At 58.7% G+C, this 18,484-nt stretch carries 17 protein-coding genes; 12 read left to right on the top strand and 5 right to left on the bottom strand.

The window, feature by feature from the left end; all coding sequences use genetic code 11:
* Positions 1-36: 36 nt before the first annotated feature.
* Entirely contained in the window at positions 37-762 is a 726-nt protein-coding gene (phbB, locus tag F8B91_RS15110) for an acetoacetyl-CoA reductase (protein WP_196504674.1), read from the bottom strand.
* A 115-nt stretch (positions 763-877) separates the two neighbouring features.
* Positions 878-2,059, bottom strand: a complete 1,182-nt coding sequence (locus tag F8B91_RS15105; protein WP_196504673.1) for an acetyl-CoA C-acetyltransferase — start codon at positions 2,057-2,059, stop codon at positions 878-880.
* A 128-nt stretch (positions 2,060-2,187) separates the two neighbouring features.
* Between F8B91_RS15105 and phaR the strand changes: the two genes are divergently transcribed.
* Positions 2,188-2,805 carry a polyhydroxyalkanoate synthesis repressor PhaR gene (gene phaR, locus F8B91_RS15100; RefSeq protein ID WP_196504672.1) on the top strand — a complete coding sequence of 206 codons (618 nt, stop codon included), beginning with the start codon at positions 2,188-2,190 and terminating at the stop codon, positions 2,803-2,805.
* 5 nt (positions 2,806-2,810) lie between these two features.
* Here phaR and F8B91_RS15095 read toward each other — a convergent pair whose 3' ends face one another.
* Complete coding sequence (locus F8B91_RS15095) at positions 2,811-4,874, bottom strand: GGDEF and EAL domain-containing protein (RefSeq protein ID WP_196504671.1); 2,064 nt, start codon at positions 4,872-4,874, stop codon at positions 2,811-2,813.
* A gap of 393 nt (positions 4,875-5,267) precedes the next feature.
* Between F8B91_RS15095 and F8B91_RS15090 the strand changes: the two genes are divergently transcribed.
* The 8 genes from F8B91_RS15090 to F8B91_RS15055 all read left to right on the top strand — a co-directional run bounded on the left by F8B91_RS15090 (position 5,268) and on the right by F8B91_RS15055 (position 11,920).
* Complete coding sequence (locus F8B91_RS15090) at positions 5,268-5,417, top strand: DUF1127 domain-containing protein (protein ID WP_196504670.1); 150 nt, start codon at positions 5,268-5,270, stop codon at positions 5,415-5,417.
* 4 nt (positions 5,418-5,421) lie between these two features.
* Complete coding sequence (locus F8B91_RS15085; protein WP_196504669.1) at positions 5,422-5,562, top strand: hypothetical protein; 141 nt, start codon at positions 5,422-5,424, stop codon at positions 5,560-5,562.
* Between the two features lie 186 nt (positions 5,563-5,748).
* Positions 5,749-6,291, top strand: coding sequence for a F0F1 ATP synthase subunit delta (locus tag F8B91_RS15080; protein WP_196505000.1), 543 nt, complete (start codon positions 5,749-5,751; stop codon positions 6,289-6,291).
* A 1-nt stretch (position 6,292) separates the two neighbouring features.
* A complete protein-coding gene (gene atpA, locus F8B91_RS15075) occupies positions 6,293-7,822 on the top strand; it encodes a F0F1 ATP synthase subunit alpha (protein ID WP_196504668.1) in 1,530 nt (509 codons plus the stop codon).
* 16 nt (positions 7,823-7,838) lie between these two features.
* Positions 7,839-8,717: a F0F1 ATP synthase subunit gamma gene (locus tag F8B91_RS15070; RefSeq protein ID WP_196504667.1), complete on the top strand. Its 879-nt coding sequence runs from the start codon at positions 7,839-7,841 to the stop codon at positions 8,715-8,717.
* A 26-nt stretch (positions 8,718-8,743) separates the two neighbouring features.
* Complete coding sequence (atpD, locus tag F8B91_RS15065; RefSeq protein WP_196504666.1) at positions 8,744-10,210, top strand: F0F1 ATP synthase subunit beta; 1,467 nt, start codon at positions 8,744-8,746, stop codon at positions 10,208-10,210.
* 15 nt (positions 10,211-10,225) lie between these two features.
* On the top strand, positions 10,226-10,615 hold the full coding sequence (locus tag F8B91_RS15060; RefSeq protein WP_196504665.1) for a F0F1 ATP synthase subunit epsilon: 390 nt from the start codon (positions 10,226-10,228) through the stop codon (positions 10,613-10,615).
* Between the two features lie 90 nt (positions 10,616-10,705).
* On the top strand, positions 10,706-11,920 hold the full coding sequence (locus F8B91_RS15055) for a trans-sulfuration enzyme family protein (protein WP_196504664.1): 1,215 nt from the start codon (positions 10,706-10,708) through the stop codon (positions 11,918-11,920).
* A gap of 4 nt (positions 11,921-11,924) precedes the next feature.
* Here the strand turns inward: F8B91_RS15055 and F8B91_RS15050 are convergent, their stop codons facing one another.
* Together F8B91_RS15050 and F8B91_RS15045 are read right to left on the bottom strand one after the other, a co-directional pair.
* Entirely contained in the window at positions 11,925-12,293 is a 369-nt protein-coding gene (locus F8B91_RS15050; RefSeq protein WP_196504663.1) for a GIY-YIG nuclease family protein, read from the bottom strand.
* A 138-nt stretch (positions 12,294-12,431) separates the two neighbouring features.
* On the bottom strand, positions 12,432-14,459 hold the full coding sequence (locus tag F8B91_RS15045) for a DEAD/DEAH box helicase (RefSeq protein WP_196504662.1): 2,028 nt from the start codon (positions 14,457-14,459) through the stop codon (positions 12,432-12,434).
* A 308-nt stretch (positions 14,460-14,767) separates the two neighbouring features.
* Here F8B91_RS15045 and F8B91_RS15040 point away from each other — a divergent pair, with 308 nt between their 5' ends.
* The 3 genes from F8B91_RS15040 to iolB are packed head-to-tail and all read left to right on the top strand — an operon-like array spanning position 14,768 to position 18,384.
* The gene (locus F8B91_RS15040; protein ID WP_196504661.1) at positions 14,768-15,616 is read left to right on the top strand and encodes a MurR/RpiR family transcriptional regulator; all 849 of its coding nucleotides are present in this window, start codon (positions 14,768-14,770) and stop codon (positions 15,614-15,616) included.
* A 57-nt stretch (positions 15,617-15,673) separates the two neighbouring features.
* Positions 15,674-17,587 (top strand): bifunctional 5-dehydro-2-deoxygluconokinase/5-dehydro-2-deoxyphosphogluconate aldolase, encoded by a 1,914-nt coding sequence (locus tag F8B91_RS15035; RefSeq protein WP_196504660.1) that lies wholly within the window; start codon positions 15,674-15,676, stop codon positions 17,585-17,587.
* Positions 17,587-18,384, top strand: a complete 798-nt coding sequence (iolB, locus tag F8B91_RS15030) for a 5-deoxy-glucuronate isomerase (protein WP_196504659.1) — start codon at positions 17,587-17,589, stop codon at positions 18,382-18,384. Before F8B91_RS15035 ends, iolB begins: the two co-directional genes overlap by 1 nt.
* The last annotated feature ends 100 nt before the right edge of the window (positions 18,385-18,484 follow it).

Raw genomic sequence — 18,484 nt, 5'->3', positions numbered from 1 at the left:
ACCGCCAAACCGCATCACACTTTGGCGGGGCATGCGTTACACCATGTATTGGCCGCCATTGGCGGTCAGCGTGGAACCGGTGATGAAGCCGGCTTCATCGGCGGCGAGGAAGGCCACGCAGCGTGCGATTTCCTCAGGCTCGCCGATGCGGCCCACGGGGATATGCGGCAGGATGCGCTCATTCATCACTTTTTCCGGCACGGCCTTCACCATTTCGGTGCCGATATAGCCGGGGCAAATGGCATTAACGGTGATGCCCTTGGCCGCACCTTCTTGCGCCAGTGATTTCACAAAGCCGATCTCGCCGGCCTTGGCGGCAGCGTAATTCGCCTGGCCCATCTGGCCCTTTTGGCCGTTGATCGACGAGATGCAGATGATGCGGCCGAAATTGCGGTCACGCATGCCGCCCCAGACTGGCTGCGTCATGTTGAACAGTGCGTTGAGATTGGTGTTCAGCACTTCCTGCCATTGGCCCAATGTCATCTTGTGGAACATGGCATCGCGGGTGATGCCGGCATTGTTGACGAGGATATCAACAGGGCCGAGATCGGTTTCAATCTCTTTCAGCGTCACTGTGCAAATCTGCGGATGGGTCACATCGCATTTGTATGTCTTGATGCCTGTCTCGGCAGTGAAGGCGGATGCGGCTGCATCATTGCCCGCGTAAATAGCGGCTACTTTGCAGCCCTTGGCTTTCAGCTCTTTGGAAATGGCTGCACCGATACCTCGGCTTCCGCCCGTGACGACTGCAACACGGCTCATGACATTCTCCCAGATTTTGTTTTTATGGGAAGATCATGCCGCAGGGGCGAAATTGGGGCAACTGGTTTGGTGGCGCGCCTCCCCCATTGGGGGAGGGTGGTGCCGGGCGGAAAGTTTACCGCTCCACGCACATGGCAACGCCCATGCCGCCGCCGATGCAGAGCGTGGCGAGGCCCTTCTTGCCGCCGGAGCGCTTCAGTTCATAGAGCAAGGTGTTGAGGATGCGGGCGCCCGATGCGCCGATGGGATGTCCGATGGCGATGGCACCACCATTGACGTTCACCTTTGCAATGTCCCAGCCCATGTCCTTGTTCACGGCGCAAGCTTGTGCGGCGAAGGCTTCATTGGCTTCGATCACATCGAGGTCGGCGGCATTCCAGCCAGCCTTCTTGAGTGCGGCGCGCGAGGCGGGGATCGGGCCTGAGCCCATGACGGCAGGATCAACACCTACTGTGGCGAAAGAGGCGATGCGGGCCAAAGGTGTCAAACCGCGCTTGGCGGCTTCCGCCGCACTCATCAGCACCACCATGGCGGCACCATCATTGATGCCTGAGGCATTGGCGGCGGTAACCGTGCCTTCCTTGTTGAAGGCGGGGCGCAATTTGGCGATGCTTTCAGCGGTCACGCCCTTCTTGATATATTCGTCGGTGTCCATGACGATATCGCCTTTCTTGGAGGCGATGGTGACGGGGGTGATCTCGTCCTTGAACTTGCCTGCGGCTTGCGCGGCTTCGGCCTTGTTCTGCGACTTCGCCGCGAATTCATCCTGCTGGTCGCGGGTGATTTGCCATTGCTTGGCGACGTTCTCGGCAGTCATGCCCATGTGGTAGCCGTTGAAGGCATCCCACAGTCCGTCCTTGATCATGGTGTCGATCAGGTTCCAATCGCCCATTTTCACGCCATCACGCAGGTGTGCCGCATGGGCTGACTTGCTCATCGATTCCTGGCCACCGGCCACCACGATCGCGGCATCACCAGTGATGATCTGCTGGGCGCCGATGGCGACTGAGCGCAAGCCCGAACCGCAGACCTGGTTGATCAACCAGGCTGGGGCTTCCTTCGGGATGCCGGCGGCGATTGAGGCTTGGCGAGCCGGGTTCTGGCCTTGGGCTGCGGTGAGCACCTGGCCGAGGATCACTTCGTTCACTTCAGCGGATTCGACCTTGGCGCGCTCCAGTGCGGCCTTGATGGCGATGGTGCCCAGCTGGGCACCAGTGAGGGACGACAAGCCCCCATTGAAAGACCCGACAGGGGTTCTTGCGGCTGAAACGATGACGATATCGGTATTGGCACTCATAATTTGGTCTCCAAAGGGGCTATTGGCTAAAGTTTAGACCCTTCGTGAGTGCAATTGCGAGATTTTTTTGCACTTGCAAATGTGCACTGCACGGCGCAACTTTAAAAGGTCATCAGGGAGAGTTGGCAGTGAGTGAAGATCAGTCGCAGGGAACGGGTGCCAAACAGGCTACCGTGATCAAAAAATACGCCAATCGGCGTCTCTATAATACGGCCACCAGCACTTATGTCACCCTCGATGACCTCTCCCAGATGGTCAAAAACAGCCAGGATTTCCTGGTTTATGACGCCAAAACGGGCGAAGACATCACCCATTCGGTTCTGACCCAGATCATTTTCGAAGAAGAGAACAAGGGCTCGCAGAACCTGCTGCCGGTCAATTTCCTGCGGCAACTGATCAAGTTCTATGGCGACCAGATGCAGGGTGTGGTGCCGGGCTATCTGGACTTCTCGCTCGACAATCTGGTCAAGGACCAAGACAAGATCCGCAAGCAGATGCTCGACCAGATGGGCATGGGGGGCATCGCTGAGCCCTTCAAAGGCATGGAAGATCAGGCCAAGCGCAACATGGCGATGTTCAATGAAGCCGTGAAGATGTTCAATCCCTTCGCCAATGTGATGGGTGGTGCACCCAATCCGGTGCCACCCAAGCCTGAGGCTGCTCCTGCCGCTTCAAGCGATGATCTGGCCACGCTGAAAGAGCAGATGGCCGCCATGCAGCGGAAGCTGGATACGATTTCGAAGTAAAGGCCTTAAGCGGCGTGCTGGTCGCTGTCTTCTTCGTCGCGTGAAGCATCAGCTACAGGTGCCGCGGCGCTGAATTCCAGACCGCGCAAGGCATCGCGCAGCTTTTCGATACTGTCATCCAGCGCTGAGAAATCGAGCATGGTTTCATCCAGCGCAGGTGCTGCTGGGGCTTCCAATGTTATCTCTGGTTCAGGCGCCAACACTGGCAATGCGACCATGGGCGTGGGCTCTGGCGTGGCGGCGAAGGCCGTCGGTGCTACATCCAGCAAGGGCGCGATTTCGATCTCTTCTTCGGCCGTCTCGCTGAAGTCGAATGCCGTTGTTACCGGCGGGGCCGCCACCACAATTTCCGGGCCCACAGCGCGGGCGGGGCGGATGATGAAGGGTTCTTGGGCGGCGGGGCGCACGGCGGAGGCCCAGCTGGGCGTCAAAGTTGCTTCGCTGACGAAATGGCCCTGCAGATAATCAACGCCCCATTCGGTCAGTGCTTCGACGTCGTCCTTGCGGTCCACCCATTCGGCCACTGATTTCAGATTAAAGCGATGCGAAAGATCAATCAGGCTGCGGACCATATATTCATTGTCCGGGTTCTCGCGCAGATTGGTGCAGAAGGAGCCATCAAATTTCAACATGGTGACGGGCAATTCGCGCAAGCTGCGGAACGAGGTATAGCCCGAGCCGAAGTCGTCAATGGCCACACCGCAGCCGGCCTCACGCAGGGTTTCCACGAAGCGTCGCGTCGAAGCGAGATGGCTGAGCGCCACCGTTTCAGTGATTTCAACCGTCAGACGCTCGGCCATTTTGGGTTCGGCACGCATGGCATCGAGAATTTGGTCGTACCAATGCGGGTCGGTGGCGGTGGTGCCAGAAATGTTCATGGTCAGCATCGCGTCGGGTTGCTGCTGCAAAGTCTGCATGATGAGCTGCAGCACCGCGCGGTCCACCAGGCGTACGATGCCTAGGCGTTCCGCCACCGGGATCAGATGCGATGCGGTGATCAGCTCGCCGGTTTCCTGATCGCGCATGCGCAGCAGCGCTTCGTGATAGGCTGTTTTGCCGGTCTTGGTATCGACGATGGGCTGGAAGGCCAGCTTGAAACGCTCTTCCTTCAGGCAGGTCACGATTTCGGTGGCGCAACGCGAATTGATTTCGCGCTCGGCGTTGCGGCGTTCGGAGGGGCGGAAAATGATATAGCCATCGGCGGGCAGTTTCTGGGCTTCGCTCAAGGCTTCTTCCGCAAAGGATGTGGCGGAACTTGCAGTGGCAGCATATTTCGGCAAGGTGACGGCGCCGATTGACAGCGTGGCCCAGACTGGACCACGGCCCGTTTCAATCACACTATCGCGGATCGCTTCAAGATAGCGGCTGAGGGCTATTTCCAGCTCTTCTTCCTTGCAGTCATTGAGGATGATGCCGAATTTGCCTCCGGAATAACGGGCGATGCCGTCGCCACCGCGCATCACCTGGCGCAGTTTGCGGCCCACGGCGACAATCACTTCGTCGGCGATTTCGAAGCCATAGGCTTCATTGACCAGTGCCAGATTGGAAATGGCGGCAATGGCGAAGGCGCATTGCGTGCTGGCCTTGGTGGCGACAGCAATGGCTTCGCCCAGGGCTTCGGTCATGCGGCCACGGTTCATCATGCCGGTTTGCGGATCGCAATTGCCCATGAAATTCAGATGCTGTTCGCGGCGGTGGCGCTCATCGACGCGGCGCACCGTGCCGAAAACCACTTTAGGATTGCCATCCAGGCCTGCCTGCCAGCGGCCGGCATCCTCGATCCATACGGAGACAGGGTTGTTTCTGCCCTGGCTCTTGAACATATATTCAATCTGGAAGGGAACGCCGCGGCCATCGTCGCGGGCCTTGGAATTCATCACCGTTTCATAGCGGGTGGTGACGTTTTCAACGTCCAGGAGGCTGGCAAAGCGCTTTCCGGTGGAAACGAAGGAAGAGGGGCAACCCAGCACCTCGGCCACATTGGGGCTCCAGATGATTTCATCGGTTTCGACAATCCAGCGATAGGCGGCTTCGCCAGCGGCCTTCAACGCCAGGTCCAAATCACCCATTTCGGGCTGTTCACTGACTGATTCTCTTGCGGATTCGACCTGTTGAGGCGCCGCTGGCGTCAAATTGAAGTCAAATGCCTGGTCGTCATGCGTATTGGCCAAAGTCGAGATCCCCACTCTTTTTCCAATCTATGGGCAGAGCGGTTAATTTTGGGGCAAGCGGTATGCTTAATGCAGGTTAAGGGTTTAGGCCGCTTTGTGACCTCAACTGCTCAACATTGTGGCAGTGCAACATAAATATTAAGCATTGTTACAACTTTATAAACGCATGAATTATTTAATGTATTACGAGCCATGCAAATTTTGCAGTACTCTTTTTGCTGCGTTGCACTATATGTTGCTGCGTAAGCGAAAGACATATTCCCCCGGAAGGGGAAACAAGGAGTACCAAAGATGTTTGAAGTTCTTAAATCCCGTATCACCACCTGGAAGCGTTACAGCCGTACCGTCACTGAGTTGCAAGCTCTGACGAACCGCGAACTGGCCGACCTCGGCATCGCACGCGCTGACATCCATCGTGTTGCCCGCGACGCGGCCCGCTAATTCCATGCTGACCCGCTTCCTCCGCAACAAGAAGCCGGGATCTGCCACAAGACAGGCAAAGCCAGTCTATATCCGCCTGTCCGACGCCGATCTGGCCGACATGGGTATCAAACGCTATCAGCTCGAAAATTTCATTTCGAAGTGAAATAGATCGAGCAAACAGGCCCGCCGCAGCTCCTCCCGCGGCGGGCCTTTTTTGTTTGCGCGCGCAGCCCGCCAAATTTACGATGAAACGCCGCTAAAAGCGCATGGACAGCCCTGTTTTGGTGTGATAGCAGGCGCACGCGTTAATACTTACAAACAAGAAAGTTTGCTCGTGGCGGCACAACTCATGACGAGCGGGGTGGCGGGGCGCTATGCCAGCGCGCTGTTCGACCTTGCGAAAGAAGAAAAGGCGGTTCCCGCCGTTGCCTCGGCCCTTGCGGGCCTTGCCAAATCAATTTCTGAATCAGCTGACCTGAAGCGGCTGTTTTCATCCCCCGTTTTCAAGTCTGAAGACCAGATGGCGGCCATTGAAGCGCTCAGTGCCAAGGGCGGCATGTCGGGTCTGGCGCTCAATTTCGTGAAACTGCTGTGCGAGAATCGCCGTTTGACCGCTTTGCCGGGTGCAATTGACGCATTCCAGGCTCTGGTGGCTGAAGACAAGGGCGAAGTGGTGGCTGATGTCACCTCGGCTGAAAAGCTCACCGCTGCCCAGCTCAAGGATCTCGCTGCTGCACTGAAAGCCCGGGTGGGCAAGGATGTGCAGCTGGTGGCCAAGACCGATGCTTCGCTGCTCGGTGGCCTGACAGTCAAGATTGGCTCGACGCTGATCGACAATTCGCTCAAAACAAAACTTCAAAATCTCAAAGTTGCAATGAAGGGAAACGGCTGACATGGATATTCGCGCCGCCGAAATTTCGTCCATCCTCAAGAAGCAGATCAAGGATTTCGGCAAGGATGCCGATGTTGCTGAAATCGGCCAGGTTCTCTCCGTCGGTGACGGCATTGCCCGCGTGCACGGCCTCGACAATGTGCAGGCCGGCGAAATGGTGGAATTCCCCGGTGGCATCCGCGGCATGGCCCTCAACCTCGAAACCGACAATGTCGGTTGCGTGATTTTCGGCGCCGACCGTGACATCAAGGAAGGCGATCTCGTCAAGCGCACCGGCGCCATCGTGGAAATCCCCGTCGGCAAGGAACTCCTCGGCCGCGTGATCGATCCGCTGGGCAACCCGCTCGACGGCAAGGGCCCGATCAAGTCGAAGAAAATGTCGCGTGTGGACGTGAAGGCCCCCGGCATCATTCCGCGCAAGTCAGTGAATGAGCCGATGGCCACTGGCCTCAAGGCCATTGACGCTTTGATCCCCGTTGGCCGTGGCCAGCGCGAACTGGTGATCGGTGACCGCCAGACCGGCAAGACCGCGATCATCCTCGACACCATTCTGAACCAGAAGCCGATCCACATTGCTGGCCCGGAAAAAGACAAGCTCTATTGCGTTTATGTCGCTTGCGGCCAGAAGCGCTCTACGGTTGCCCAGTTCGTGAAGGTTCTGGAAGACAATGGCGCGCTGGAATATTCTGTCATCATCGCCGCTACTGCTTCCGATCCGGCCCCGCTGCAATATCTGGCACCGTTTGCCGGTTGCGCCGTCGGCGAATATTTCCGCGACAATGGCATGCATGCGCTGATCGCCTATGACGATCTTTCCAAGCAGGCCGTGGCTTACCGCCAGATGTCGCTGCTGCTGCGCCGCCCGCCGGGCCGCGAAGCCTATCCGGGCGACGTGTTCTATCTCCACTCTCGTTTGCTGGAACGCGCTGCCAAGCTCAACGACTCGCTGGGCGGCGGTTCGCTGACCGCGCTGCCGGTCATTGAAACCCAGGGCAACGACGTGTCGGCCTTCATTCCGACCAACGTGATCTCGATCACTGACGGCCAGATCTTCCTTGAAACCGATCTGTTCTATCAGGGCATCCGCCCGGCTGTGAACGTCGGCCTTTCCGTGTCGCGCGTGGGTTCTGCTGCGCAGACCAAGGCGATGAAGCAGGTGGCTGGCAAGATCAAGGGCGAGCTCGCTCAGTACCGCGAAATGGCGGCCTTCGCCCAGTTCGGTTCGGACCTTGATGCGGCGACGCAGAAGATGCTCAACCGTGGTGCGCGCCTGACGGAGCTGCTGAAGCAGGGCCAGTTCTCGCCGCTGAAAATGGAAGAGCAGGTTGTCTCGATCTATGCCGGCGTGAACGGCTATCTCGACGGCATTCCGGTTGCCAAGATCAAGAGCTTCGAAGAAGGCCTGCTGCGCCTGATGCGCGACAAGCATGCCGGCGTGATGGATGCCATCCGTTCGGAGAAGGCGATTTCGGACAAGACAATGCCGCTGCTCAAGGCCGCGGTTGAAGCCTACACCAAGTCGTTCGCTTAAACTTTAAGGGGCCGCAATGGCTAGTCTCAAAGACCTGCGCAATCGCATCGCCTCCGTAAAGGCGACACGCAAGATCACCAAGGCCATGCAGATGGTGGCCGCGGCGAAATTGCGCCGCGCCCAGGAAGCAGCTGTGGCCGCGCGTCCCTTCTCGGTGCGCATGGCTTCGGTTCTCTCCAATCTGGCATCGGCTGTGGCCGGCAAGGCTGGCGCGCCTGCATTGCTCGCCGGCACCGGCAAGGACCAGGTGCATCTGCTGATCATCGCAACGGCTGAACGCGGGTTGTGCGGCGGTTTCAATACATCGATCGTGCGCTTGGCGCGCGAACATGCCGAACGTTTGCTCGCAACCGGCAAGACGGTGAAGATTCTCACTGTCGGCAAGAAGGGCAATGACTCGCTCAAGCGCGCCTACGGCAAATACATTATCGATGCAGTGGATTTCCGCGGCGTGAAGCAACTCGGTTTCGAGAATGCTGAAGGCGTTGCACGCAAAGTGATCGAGCTGTTCAACGCCGGTGAATTCGACGTCGCCACATTGTTCTTCTCGGAATTCAAATCGGTGATATCGCAGAAGCCCACGGCCTTGCAGCTGATCCCGGCCCAGGTTGATACCGGTGCTGCGCCTGATCTGGGCGGCGCCGTCTATGACGTGGAACCCGAAGAAGAAGTCATCCTGGCTGATCTTCTGCCGCGCAATATCGGCATCCAGATTTTCCGCGCGCTGCTCGAAAACGCAGCGTCTGAACAAGGTGCACGCATGAGCGCGATGGATAATGCCACGCGCAATGCCGGTGACATGATCAACAAGCTGTCGATCAAGTATAACCGCCAGCGCCAGGCGCAGATCACCAAGGAACTCATCGAAATCATTTCCGGCGCGGAAGCGCTGTAACATTATCGCAGGTAAGGACAGACGTCATGGCCAAGAAAGCAACATCCACCAATTCCAAACTTGCTGGTGCAACGGGTCGCGTTGTGCAAGTCACGGGCGCCGTCGTTGACGTGGCCTTTGACGGCGGCCTGCCGCAGATTTTGAACGCGCTTGAAACCATGAATGGTGAAAACCGCCTGGTGCTCGAAGTGGCCCAGCATCTGGGTGAAAACACCGTGCGCACCATCGCCATGGACTCGACCGAAGGTCTGGTCCGCGGCCAGGCTGTGCGCGACACGGAATCCTCGATCACGGTTCCCGTTGGTATTGAAACGCTCGGCCGCATCATGAACGTCATCGGTGAGCCGATTGACGAAGCTGGCCCGATCAAGACGACCAAGCGCCGCCCGATCCATGCGCCGGCTCCGGAATTCGTGGACCAGTCCACCACCGCTGAAATTCTTGTCACCGGCATCAAGGTGGTTGACCTTCTCGCGCCTTACGCCAAGGGCGGCAAGATCGGCCTGTTCGGTGGTGCCGGCGTGGGCAAGACCGTGCTCATTCAGGAGCTGATCAACAACATCGCCAAGACGCATGGTGGCTATTCGGTGTTTGCCGGCGTAGGTGAGCGCACCCGCGAGGGTAACGATCTCTATCACGAGTTCATCGAGTCAAAAGTGAATGCCGATCCGCATGATCCGAAGTCGGACGTGCAGTCGAAATGCGCTCTGGTATTCGGCCAGATGAATGAACCGCCGGGTGCGCGTATGCGCGTGGCTCTGTCAGGCCTCACGGTTGCTGAAAACTTCCGCGATGAAGGCCAGGACGTGCTTCTGTTCGTCGACAACATTTTCCGCTTCACCCAAGCCGGTTCTGAAGTGTCGGCGCTCTTGGGCCGCATTCCGTCCGCCGTGGGCTATCAGCCGACGCTGGCCACCGACATGGGCGCCCTGCAAGAGCGCATCACCACCACCAACAAGGGTTCGATCACCTCGGTGCAGGCCATTTACGTGCCCGCCGACGACTTGACCGACCCGGCCCCTGCCACATCCTTCGCGCATTTGGACGCAACGACAACGCTGTCGCGCTCGATTGCCGAAAAGGGCATCTATCCGGCGGTTGACCCGCTCGACTCGACCTCGCGCATGCTGTCACCGGCCATCGTCGGTGAAGAGCACTACGCCGTGGCCCGCCAGGTGCAGTCGATCCTGCAGCGCTACAAGGCGCTTCAGGACATCATCGCCATTCTCGGCATGGACGAACTTTCCGAAGAAGACAAACTGGCCGTGTCGCGCGCCCGCAAGATCGAGCGCTTCATGAGCCAGCCCTTCGACGTGGCTGCGGTGTTCACCGGCTCGCCCGGCGTGCAGGTCAAGCTCGAAGATACGATCAAGGGCTTCAAGGGCCTCTGCAACGGTGACTATGACCACCTGCCGGAAGTGGCCTTCTACATGGTGGGCACCATCGAGCAGGCCGTCGAAAAGGCCCGCAAGCTGGCCGCCGACGCAGCGTAAGCGAAAGACAGAACGATGGCGCTTCACTTCGAACTCGTTTCACCGGCCAAGTTGCTCTTCTCGGGCGACGTGGACAGCGTGCAGCTGCCCGGCACGGAAGGTGAAATGACCATCCTGCCGCAACATGCGCCGCTGCTCACGTCATTGCGCCCCGGCGTGGTGACGGTGACGGCAGCTTCTGGTTCGCAGCGTATTTTCGTGCGTGGCGGTTTTGCCGAAGTGAACCCGCAGGGCCTCACGGTGCTGGCCGAACGCGCCATTCCGACAGCAGAACTTGATGCTGCCGCCTTGGCCAAGCAGATCAAGGACGCCGAGGAAGACGTCGCCGATGCCACCGAAGCCGAAGCCAAGCGCGTGGCCCAGGAAAATCTCGATCACCTGAAGGCGCTGCAGAGCGTTCTGTAACAAGCCATACAATTTGATCCTGAAGAACCAGCTCCACAAGGCTGGTTTTTTGTTTTGTGCCATCGCAAGCTGGCGGGCAGGGAGTGAGACATGACCAAGAAGAACACTTTGGGGCCGCTGAGCTTTGCCACCACAGCCGTACATGCGGGCGAATTTGTTGATCCTGTTACTCGCGCGTCATCGCCCAATCTGGTCATGTCAGCCACTTTCGCGCCGGAGAAGCTCACGGGTTTTTCGGCGCGCGATCAGGATGAAAGCACTGAAGGCTTTGTCTATGCGCGCGTGGGCAGCCCTACAGTGCGGCAGCTGGAAGAGAAAGTAGCGGCGCTAGAAGGCGGCGAGACGGCGCTGTGTTTTGCGTCCGGCGTGGGTGCCGGCCATGCGCTGATTTGCGGGCGGCTTTCGGCGGGCGATCATCTGTTGATGCCGGAAAGCAATTATGTGGGCATTGCCGAATTGGCGCGCGATACGCTGCCGCGCTTTGGCATTGAAGCCTCTTACGTTGATACTTCCGATGTGGAAGCCGTGACCGCTGCGATCCGGCCCAATACGCGGATGCTGTGGATCGAGTCACCCTCCAATCCATCGATGATGCTCAGTGACATTGCGGCACTGTCGGCGCTGGCTCGTGCCAAGGGCGTGCGCGATGTGGTGGTGGATTCGACCTATTGCACGCCGCTGGCCACGCGGCCTTTGGAACTCGGCGCGGATTTCGTGATGCATTCGCTGACCAAATATATCGGCGGGCATGGCGATGCGATGGGTGGCTGCGTGATCGGCCGCAAGGCTGACATGGCGGCGCTCAATCTCGAAGCCATGGTGCATTTCGGCGGCATCATGTCGCCGTTCAATGCCTGGCTGATTTTGCGCGGTGCGGCCACGCTGCCCTTGCGCATGGCGGCGCATGAGAAGGCTGCGCTCTTTTTGGCGCAAAAACTGGAAGCGCATCCGGCGGTGAAGAATGTACTGTATCCGGGTCTGCCATCGCATCCACAACACGACCTGGCCAAGCGACAGATGAAGAATTTTTCCGGCATGATGACGTTCCAGACGCATGAAGCGGGCCCTGCCATCGCGCAGCGTATGATTGATACGCTGGAGATCACGCACTATGCCGTCTCGCTCGGTCATCACCGCAGCCTGATCTGTTGGATCGGCACGGATGACATCGAGAAATCAACCTTCCGGCATGGCCCGGAGGCGGCGGCGCGTTACCGCGCGCTGGCAGGCGATGGCGTGTTTCGGCTGTCGGTTGGCATTGAGGATGGCGAAGATCTCTGGGCTGATCTGGTGCGGTGTTTGTGATCACCTAACTTTCCCCAAGAACCGTCACCCCCTGCGAAGGCAGGGGCCCAGCTTTGAGCGCAACAAGTGTGCCGATGGGATCGATCTTTTCGTGCAAGTCGTGCCATTCCGGGTTCATCTCCTCAATGATCCGGATTTTCCAATCACGTTTCCATTTCTTGAGTTGTTTCTCGCGGCGGATGGCATCTTCCATCATGTGATGGTGCTCGTACCAGACGAGATGATGCACGTTATGTTCTGCCGTGAAGCCGTCAAAGGCACTATTCTTGTGCTCTGAGATGCGGTTCCACAGCGCACTCGTCACCCCGATATAGATGGTGCCGCGATAACGATTGGCTGTGATGTAAACAGCGGGCTGCTTTTCTTCGGACATGCAGGGAAGCTAAAGTGGCTTCGTAGGTTGTCAAGAAGCTGGGCCCCTGCCTTCGCAGGGGTGACGGAATGGGGTGGTAGCTTGGGCACAAAAAAGCCCGCGATTGCTCGCGGGCTTCTGTTGTTGAATCTCTAGGCCTTAGCCTTCAGCGCGGTTCGGGCGCTTGAAGCTGCCGCCTGAGGGGCGGCCGAAACCGCCGGGCTTGCCGCCACCGGAACCGCTGCGCGGCTTGCCGCCGGCGAAATTGCCACGGGGCTTGTCACCGAAATTGCCGCGCGGGCGATCACCTGCGCCGGCATCTCTCGGTTTGTCGCCAAAGTTTCCGCGCGGCTTGTCGCCTAAGCTGCGCTCACCGCGGGGCTTGTCGCTGAAATTACGGTCGCCACGGGGTTTGTCGCCAAAATTGCCGCGCGGCTTGTCACCAGCGAAATTGCCACGGGGCTTGTCACCAAAATTGCCACGCGGCTTGTCACCAGCCTTACGCTCATCGCGTGCACGGTCACCAGCAAATTCGCCGCCTTGGTTGCTCCATGGCTTTTCAGTGCCATGAGCGCGCCTTTCACCGCCTTCGGTGCGGGGGCCACGCGGCTTGTCACCGAAGCTGCGGTCGCGGGTCTTGCCGCCACGGTTGGCACCGTTTTCCGAACGCTTGTTGAACCAGGGCTGGTGCGGGCGTTCGTTTGAAACGTGCTCCTTGGCCTTGGGCTTCTGATACATCACGGTGGGTTCGCCCTGCATCGGCGTCCAATCGGTGCGCTTGTTGGCAGTGGCGATCTTTTCGTCGTGAACGTGGCGTGCAGGCGCTGCCGTTTCGGCGTGGGCCTGAACCGGTGCGTCCATACGGTCACCCGGTGCGGCGCGTCCGGCATTCGGCTTCACGGCAAAGCCGGGTTGGCCACGGTGGGCTCTGCCGCCGTTGGATTTCTCGCGGGCCGGGCGGTCCCCCATATTGCGGGGTTCACGCGCGCCGGCCTTTGGTGCCATGGCACGGCCATTGGGGCGCGTGCTGGTCTCGCGGCCCTGCGGCACTTCCTGCTTGCCGAGCGGATGGGTGGTCACCGGGATCGACATGCGGATGGTGCGCTCAATGTCGCGCAGCAATGAACGTTCATCACCGGCGCACAAAGCGATGGCTTGGCCTTCAGCGCCTGCACGGGCGGTGCGGCCGATGCGATGCACGTAGGATTCCGGCACATGCGGCAGATCGAAATTGATGACGTGCGACACGCCATCGACGTCGATGCCACGGGCGGCAATGTCCGTCGCCACGAGGACGAGGATCTTGCCGCTCTTGAAGCCTGCCAGCGCCTTTTCGCGGTTGGGCTGGCTCTTGTTGCCGTGAATGGCGGCGGCGGTGTAGTTGGCTTGAGCCAGACCACGCACAACCTTGTCGGCGCCATGCTTGGTGCGGGTGAACACCAAGGTGCGCGTCATGTTGTTGTCCTTCAGCAGGTCGTTCAACACGGCCATCTTGCCGGGCTGATCGACATGGATCACGGACTGGTTCACACGCTCAGCGGTGGTCGCCACGGGGGCGATTTCAACGCGCACTGGATTGTTCAGCAGGCCAGAAGCCAGGCCAGCGATTTCCTTCGGCATGGTGGCCGAGAAGAACAGGTTCTGACGGGTCTTCGGTATCAAAGCGGTGATCTTGCGGATGGCGTGGATGAAGCCGAGGTCCAGCATCTGGTCCACTTCGTCGAGAACCAGGATTTCAACCTTGCCGAGCGAAATGGCGCGGCGCTCGATCAGGTCGACGAGGCGGCCGGGGGTGGCAACGAGAATGTCCACACCGTTGCGGCACATTTCAACCTGCTTGCCGATCGACGTCCCGCCGAAAACGACAGCGCGCGACGACTTCATGTATTTGCCATAGGTCTTGAAGCTTTCGCCGATTTGGGCGGCAAGCTCACGGGTTGGCGACAGAATGAGCACGCGGCAGGTGCCGCGGGCCACACGGTCTTCATGGCGCGACAGGCGCTCGAGGATCGGCAGCGCGAAAGCAGCGGTCTTGCCGGTGCCGGTCTGGGCGATGCCCAGCAAATCGCGGCCTTCAAGCAATGAAGGAATGGATTTTGCCTGGATGGGGGTTGGGGTGGTGTAGCCTTCCTGGTTGAGCGCATCGAGCAGCTTCTGGGAAAGGCCAAGGTCGGTAAATTGAGTCACAGAGGACCCTTTCAAACGGAACATAAGGGATTTGGCTCCGCCGCTGTTCCTGAACAGGCGAAGTTGACGATCCCACGTGAAAGGAAAGTTGGGGCGCTCTTACTGGCCCATGAACTTATCGAGTTCTTCATGGGCGCCTGGCCTGACTGGTAGCTAAAAAGCTCCTCACGTCGTCGTTTGGGCCGGCAGCGATAGCGGTCACATAGGCATGTTGCAGTGCAATGTCAATTCCAATCGGGGTTAACCGACTGTGGAATGAATATTCCATCCCGCTTGGCTTGTTCCAGCAAACATGCTTTTTTCATTCCATGAGTGTGACCGATGCCCCGCGCGATTTTGAAGCTTTGCGTTCCATGATCATGGAACGCGCGCAAAACCTGCCCAAAAGGCTGGCGCAAGTGGCTGTTTATGCGCTGGATAATCCAGATGAAGTGGCCTTCGGTACGGCCGCTTCAATTGCCGAGGCGGCGGATGTGCAGCCTTCCACGCTGGTGCGATTCGCCCAGAGCCTAGGCTTCAACGGCTTTTCTGATTTGCAGGATGTGTTCCGTTCGCGCCTGCGCGAGCGGGTGATTTCCTATGAAGAACGCCTGTCGCATCTGCGCGCCGATAGCAAGGCGCACAAGGCGGCCATGCTGTTTCAGGGTTTTGCGGAGGCTTCGGAGAAATCCATTCAGGATTTGCGCAACCGGCTGGATGGCGAGCGGCTGGAACAGGCGATCCGCCAATTGGCCAAGGCTGATCGGATTTACATTATCGGTCAGCGCCGGTCTTTCCCGATCACCTCCTATATGGCCTATGCGTTTGGCAAGCTGGGCATCAAGAACCAGCTCATCAGCGGAGCTGCGGGTCTGGCAGCTGAAGAAGTGGGCTTTGCCACGGCGCAGGATGCTTTGTTGGCGGTGAGTTTCACGCCCTATGCGGCTGAAACGTTGCGTTTGGCGCAGGCGGCGGGCAATCGTGGCGTGCCGGTGGTGACGATTACGGATTCAGCCTTTTCGCCCTTGGTGCCGGCTTCGAAGATCTGGTTCGAAGTGACGGAAAGTCATTTCGAGGGCTTCCGCTCAATGGCCGCCACCATGACCTTGGCCATGGCGCTGACCGTGGGCGTGGCGGAACGGCGCGGAAAGACCGATGGAATGAATGTTCTATATTGACTTCCAGTTGGAATTATTGTTTCAAGGGACGATCATTCCAGGAAGAAACAGAACGCCATGACCGCCACACTCCCGCTTGATGTCATCACCATGGGCCGCAGCTCGGTTGACCTTTATGGCCAGCAGATCGGCGCGCGGCTGGAAGATGTGGGCTCCTTCGCCAAATCGGTCGGTGGTTCGCCCACCAATATCGCCATCGGTACATCGCGACTAGGATTGAAGACCGGCCTCATCACCCGCGTGGGCGATGAGCAGATGGGGCGTTTCATCCTTGAGCAGCTGGCCCGCGAGGGTGTCGAGACCAAGGGTGTGGTCACCGACAAGCAGCGGCTGACCTCGCTGGTTCTGCTCTCGGTTGAGAATGATAAAACTTTTCCGCTGATTTTCTACCGCGACAATTGTGCGGATTCGGCTTTGAACGAAGATGATGTGGATGAGACCTTTGTGCTTTCCGCTCGTGCGCTGCTGGTGACCGGCACGCATTTCGCCCGCGCCAACACTGATGCCGCCCAACGCAAGGCGATGAAGATTGCCAAGGCCCATGGCCGCCGCGTGATCATTGACATTGATTATCGCCCGAACCTCTGGGGCCTCGCCGGCCATGCGGCGGGTGAGGAACGCTATATCAAGTCCGACAAGGTGACGGCGCATATCCAGAGCATTTTAGCTGATTGCGACCTGATCATCGGCACCGAAGAGGAAGTGGCGATTGCCGGCGGCACCGAAGACACGCTGGAAGCCTTGCGCCGGATCCGTGCGATTTCCAAGGGCGTGATCGTGTTGAAGCGCGGGCCGATGGGTTGCGTGGTTTACCCGGACGCCATTCCGGCTTCGCTGGATGATGGTTTGGTGGGCAAGGGCTTCCCGATTGAAGTCTATAATGTGCTGGGTGCGGGCGATGCCTTTATGTCGGGCTTCCTGCGCGGCTGGCTGAAAGATGAGCCTTATGAAACCTGCGCCACCTGGGCCAATGCCTGCGGCGCGTTTGCCGTGTCGCGTCTGCTGTGCTCGCCGGAATATGTGACCTGGACGGAGCTGCAATATTTCCTCAAACATGGGTCGAAAACGCGGGCCCTGCGCAAGGATGAGGATATCAGCCATATCCATCGCGCCACTACGCGGCGGGAACTGCCGGATCAGATTCTTTCGTTTGCGATTGATCACCGCAAGCAGCTGGAAGACCTGGCTGATAAGGCCGGTGCGTCGCGCGACAAGATTGCGCCGTTCAAGCGGCTGGCGATGAAGGCCATCGGCAAAGTGTCTGGCGGAGCACCGGGTTACGGCACGCTGCTCGATGATACCTATGGCCGCGAGGCGATGTTTGATGCGGCGAAGCTTGGCCTTTGGGTCGGGCGACCTTTGGAAGTGCCGGGCTCGCGTCCTCTGAGATTTGAATTCTCACAGGATGTGGGATCGCGGCTGGTGGAATGGCCGGTCACGCATTGCATCAAGTGCCTCGCCTTCTATCACCCGGATGATGAGCCGGAATTGAAGCACAAGCAGGCCGCCAAATTGCGCGGGCTCTATGACGCCGCGACCAAAGTGGGCCGCGAATTGCTGGTGGAGATCATTGCATCAAAGCATGGCCCGATGGACAAGAATACCATCGCGCGCGCGATGACTGAGCTTTATGCTTTGGGCATCAAGCCTGATTGGTGGAAGCTGGAGCCGCAGGCTGATCCCGCCGCCTGGGATGAAATCGGCAAGGTGATCGACCGCGAAGACCCGCTGTGCCGTGGCATTGTGCTTCTGGGGCTGGAAGCGCCGGAAGAGGAACTGGCCAAGGGTTTTGCGGCTGTGTCCAAGGCCAAGCATGTGAAGGGTTTCGCCGTGGGCCGGACGATTTTCGCGGGACCGGCGGAGCAATGGCTGGCGGGCAAGATCAATGATGAGGCCGCCGTCGATCAGATGGCCGCGAAATTTGCATCGCTGGTCAAGATTTGGAATGATGCGCGCGGGAGCAAAAACTGATGCCAAAGCTACTCGTTAAAGCGAAAAAGAAAACCGGTAAGGTGATCGAGGTCACGCCGAAATCGGCCAAGTGGAAATATGTCGGCCATGATGTATGGAAGCTGGCCGCGGGCAAATCGGCCAAAGGTGAAGAAGCCAAGCGCGAGACCTGCATCGTCTTCACCTCGGGCAAGGGCCGGGTGACGATCGATGGCAAGGATTATGGTGTGCTGGGCGAGCGCAATTCGGTGTTCGAAGGCAAGCCCTGGGCGATCTACATTCCGCCAAAGGCCAAATGGTCGGTGAAGGCCGAGAATGATCTGGTCATCAATATCTGCACCGCGCCCGCTAAAGGCGGCATGCCTATTAAGGTGATCAAGCCGGATGATCTCGAAATCATCACGCGCGGCAAGGGCTCCAACACCCGCTATGTCTGCAACATCATGCCGGAATGGGATGGCTCGGCGGAAAGCCTGCTGGTGGTTGAAGTGATCACGCCCAATGGCTGCACTTCATCCTATCCCAGCCACAAGCATGACAAGGACAACATTCCGCAGGAAAGCCTGCTGGAAGAAACGTATTATCACCGCCTGAACCCACCGCAGGGCTTTGCCTTCCAGCGCGTCTATACCGATGACCGCAAGCTGGATGAGGCGATGGCGGTGGAAGATGGAGACGTTGTGATGGTGCCGAAGGGCTACCATCCCTGTGCCGCCATCCATGGCTATGACCTTTATTACCTCAATGTGATGGCCGGCCCGAAGCGCGTGTGGAAGTTCTACAACGCGCCGGAACATGAGTGGTTGCTCAAAGCTTAGGCAAATCCCTCGCTTTTTAACGGTTTTGCAACCTGACAGGCGCACTCTTTCATTCCTGTGAGTGAGTGTGCGCCTGCGTTTGAGGCGCGGGGTGAGTGCG

Source organism: Aestuariivirga litoralis (genome assembly GCF_015714715.1).
Taxonomy (GTDB): domain Bacteria; phylum Pseudomonadota; class Alphaproteobacteria; order Rhizobiales; family Aestuariivirgaceae; genus Aestuariivirga; species Aestuariivirga litoralis_A.
Note: the sequence above shows the minus strand (reverse complement) of the source record. Positions and strands in the feature narration are given on the sequence as shown.

Excerpts from the sequence above, each read along its gene's own strand:
- phbB (WP_196504674.1), bottom strand. The coding sequence starts at position 762 with ATGAGCCGTGTTGCAGTCGTCACGGGCGGAAGCCGAGGTATCGGTGCA.
- F8B91_RS15105 (WP_196504673.1), bottom strand. The coding sequence starts at position 2,059 with ATGAGTGCCAATACCGATATCGTCATCGTTTCAGCCGCAAGAACCCCT.
- F8B91_RS15095 (WP_196504671.1), bottom strand. The coding sequence starts at position 4,874 with ATGGGTGATTTGGACCTGGCGTTGAAGGCCGCTGGCGAAGCCGCCTAT.
- F8B91_RS15090 (WP_196504670.1), top strand. The coding sequence starts at position 5,268 with ATGTTTGAAGTTCTTAAATCCCGTATCACCACCTGGAAGCGTTACAGC.
- F8B91_RS15085 (WP_196504669.1), top strand. The coding sequence starts at position 5,422 with ATGCTGACCCGCTTCCTCCGCAACAAGAAGCCGGGATCTGCCACAAGA.
- F8B91_RS15080 (WP_196505000.1), top strand. The coding sequence starts at position 5,749 with ATGACGAGCGGGGTGGCGGGGCGCTATGCCAGCGCGCTGTTCGACCTT.
- atpA (WP_196504668.1), top strand. The coding sequence starts at position 6,293 with ATGGATATTCGCGCCGCCGAAATTTCGTCCATCCTCAAGAAGCAGATC.
- F8B91_RS15070 (WP_196504667.1), top strand. The coding sequence starts at position 7,839 with ATGGCTAGTCTCAAAGACCTGCGCAATCGCATCGCCTCCGTAAAGGCG.
- atpD (WP_196504666.1), top strand. The coding sequence starts at position 8,744 with ATGGCCAAGAAAGCAACATCCACCAATTCCAAACTTGCTGGTGCAACG.
- F8B91_RS15060 (WP_196504665.1), top strand. The coding sequence starts at position 10,226 with ATGGCGCTTCACTTCGAACTCGTTTCACCGGCCAAGTTGCTCTTCTCG.
- F8B91_RS15055 (WP_196504664.1), top strand. The coding sequence starts at position 10,706 with ATGACCAAGAAGAACACTTTGGGGCCGCTGAGCTTTGCCACCACAGCC.
- F8B91_RS15050 (WP_196504663.1), bottom strand. The coding sequence starts at position 12,293 with ATGTCCGAAGAAAAGCAGCCCGCTGTTTACATCACAGCCAATCGTTAT.
- F8B91_RS15040 (WP_196504661.1), top strand. The coding sequence starts at position 14,768 with ATGAGTGTGACCGATGCCCCGCGCGATTTTGAAGCTTTGCGTTCCATG.
- F8B91_RS15035 (WP_196504660.1), top strand. The coding sequence starts at position 15,674 with ATGACCGCCACACTCCCGCTTGATGTCATCACCATGGGCCGCAGCTCG.
- iolB (WP_196504659.1), top strand. The coding sequence starts at position 17,587 with ATGCCAAAGCTACTCGTTAAAGCGAAAAAGAAAACCGGTAAGGTGATC.